This window comes from Campylobacter sp. B0100352/1 (assembly GCF_020135855.1).
GTDB classification, from domain to species: domain Bacteria; phylum Campylobacterota; class Campylobacteria; order Campylobacterales; family Campylobacteraceae; genus Campylobacter_D; species Campylobacter_D taeniopygiae.
Map to the genome: position 1 here is coordinate 1 of NZ_JACHTP010000047.1, position 3,097 is coordinate 3,097.

Consider the following 3,097-nt stretch of genomic DNA (forward strand, 5'->3'; position numbering starts at 1 on the left):
TCAAAGCTAATAAATTTTGAATTGATTGCAAAAGGGTAGGTTACAAAATGATCTCTTACAACCGCTAAAGGAAAATCATATTTAAAGGTATAAAGCTGATAAATAATACTTTCATATTGTTCTTGCAAGGCTTTAAAATTTGTTGGAAAGAAAAAATTTAATGCTAAATTTGCTACAAATTCTGCCAACATGCTAGCTAAATCCGGCTTTATCATTTTTATTAAGGTTTTAGCTTGAAGCCAATTTGTTTTAATTGTAATTTTTTCAACATGAGGTGTAGATTTAATATCATTATAAAGATCTCTGAGTAATTTTTCATCTTTCATATCTAATTTATGATGTTTTTCTATATTTGCTTTAATTGTACTAAAACTGTCAATATTAACACCATTTTTTATCTGTTCTACCATAAAAACTATTTTTGTTTTAGTCTGAAAGAAATCTTCCTTAATTGTCAAAAATTGTTCTCTGGCGTGACTCTTAAAATAATTTTTTCCAGATGATCTAATTTCAATTCCAATATTTGGATTTGTTGTAAATACATATATAAGGCCTAGTTGCTCAATGAGAACTTCTTTAAAACCTTTTTGCATATAAGTAATACAAATATTTGTAATTTTTTGAAAAACTTTAATAGGATCTTTAATGTGATAAAAAAAATTGCTCAAAGGAACAAGACTACTTATTGCTTCCCAAAAAAGATTGCTAAAAAGTTCCATTCTGCTTTCTTCAAGTTTTTGTTCTAAAAAACTTTTATCATAAATTTTTTGAAATCTTTGCTTTAATTCTTCATCTGTTAATTCAACTGTTAATTCTTTTAACAATTCATTGAAAAATTTTTGTATGTTTTCGTTATTTTTCTTATTTTTATCTTCATTTTCGTCATTATCTTTATTGCTTTCTATAAAAATATCTAATAAATCTTGAGTGAAGTCAATAGCACTAAAATTGTGTTTATTTTTTTCTTCAAAAATCCAACAATTATCGTCTGAAAATACAGTATAATCTTCATCTAAATATTCTACATTAATGTTTCCAAAAAAACTTTTTTTAAATTTTAAATTCAGATTAATAAAAATTTGTTTTGCGCGATAAAGCTCCCAAGCAATTTGCAGACAATCTCTAAAAGTATACATTTTTAATCCATAAATATTTTTTGATTTAGTACAAATTTCTTTAAAAATTTTTTCTTGCAAAAACTCTAAATATTGATAAGCTAGTTTCTTTTCCTTTTCTATAATGGATTCTTTTTCTTCGTTTTGTTTAAAGAAATTTCGGATGTACATATAATTATATAATTTAATATTTTGCAATTTTTTATCAAAGTCTTCTTGAAATTCCATACGTTTTATTTCGACTGGATAATTATTAGATTGCGGTTCGTTTTTATTGTAATTTAATATTTTTTTATAACTATCTTGCATATCTTCATAAGCTTTTTTGCTTTCTTTATAAGCTTCTTTGGATATTTTCACAAAAGGGCTTAATTGTAAAATATAGGGTTCATTTTCATCTTGTGACATTTCTATGCTATATTCACTATAATCTCTTTTGCTGTTATAGGTTTTTCTTGAAACATCCAAACTTTCTTTACTTTCTCTGTATTTATCTTGTATATTGTTATGAACGATTTCTTGAGTTAGGCTCTCATTAAGTCCTGCATTGTATTTGCTGGGGATATTTGAAATAATTAAATAATTTTTACTCATTTTAGTTGTATTTAAATCTATTTGTGCATTTTGATTTTTTTGTACGAAAAATTCAGCCAATTTACTTGAGTTAAAATTTGGACTTTCTATATAAGAAAAATAATTAAACTGTTTGATATCTTCTTGTAAATTTTCCAAAATAGAATGATTCTTCAAATATAAACTAGACAGTTTTTGTGTTAAAATGGGAGTAGATAAATTGCTTAATTGAGAATCACTAATAGCAACTTGATGCTCTTTATCCCTTTGTTCTAAAAAGATTTCACTAAAGATACTTTCAATGCTTTCTATTTCTTTATTTAGAGTAGTTTTATAGGCTAAATTTGAAGCAATATTGCTTTTATCACTTCCAAGATATAATCCAAAACCACTTAAATCAATAATTTCTTTTTTATTAACAATTAAAACACAAGATAACAAACGAGAATTAATATAATGAATAAACATAGCACATCTAGTAGCTAAAAATGCAGCTAAAGGTGTTAAAAGCGCAGCATATTCTCTTTGAGTAAATTCATAATACTCGTTTGCAGAACCCATTAAAGAAAATAAACCAGCAGTCGCAATAGCTAGTCCTGTCCCACCCGTAAGAGCGGCTACTACTGTGGCTATTACAACACCCGCTATAGCGCTTAGTATTATTTTAATCTTTTTATATTCTTTTTCTTTAGCAAGTTTTTTAATGTATTCTAGCAACTCATCGATAAATTTTTCATAGGTGCTTTTTAAAGATGGGGTTATATTGTTTTTAAAAAAAATCGATTCTGTTATGCTTTCAATCTTTTTTAAAACTTTTTTCTTAAAATCATCAAATTTCTCACTACTTATATCATCAGAATCGATGTTTTCAATTAGTTTTTCTAAGGTATTTATATCTTCAGAATCTTTAACTATTTTTTTTAAAGTATTGATAAATTCGATACAAAGATTATTTTTATCTGTATAATAAAAGAGATTAAAATCTTTACCTTGTTTTTTATCTTGAATTTCTTCATCTAAGTTTTTTAAATAAGTCTTAGTGTAAATTTCACTGCTTGATAAATCTTTTAAATTTATGTTTTGTCCAGCATTAAGCTCATTAAGAGTATGGATATTTACTTCTATATCATTGTGATTATCACAAATCTGTTTTAAAATTTCTAATATTTCCATAGCTAATATTTGCTTTTTAAATAAGATTTTTTTTTGATGAAAATTAATATTTTTTAATATATCATTTAAAACAGAAAAATTAGGATAAATAAAATCAATCTGCTTGACTTCTTCATTGTTGATTAAATTTTTAATAGTTTGAATTAACTCTGGTTTAGAACTTATAAACATAAAAGATTCCTTTAAAATATTATTATATCATTTTTTTATTTGCCAATATTTTCACCTATTAATCC

At 24.6% G+C, this 3,097-nt stretch carries 1 protein-coding gene; it reads right to left on the reverse strand.

Annotated features, from left to right (window positions below; genetic code table 11):
• On the reverse strand, nucleotides 1–3,032 hold a 3,032-nt coding region (locus H2279_RS08240), incomplete at its 3' end, for a hypothetical protein (RefSeq protein ID WP_337196241.1).
• Nucleotides 3,033–3,097 lie beyond the last annotated feature (65 nt).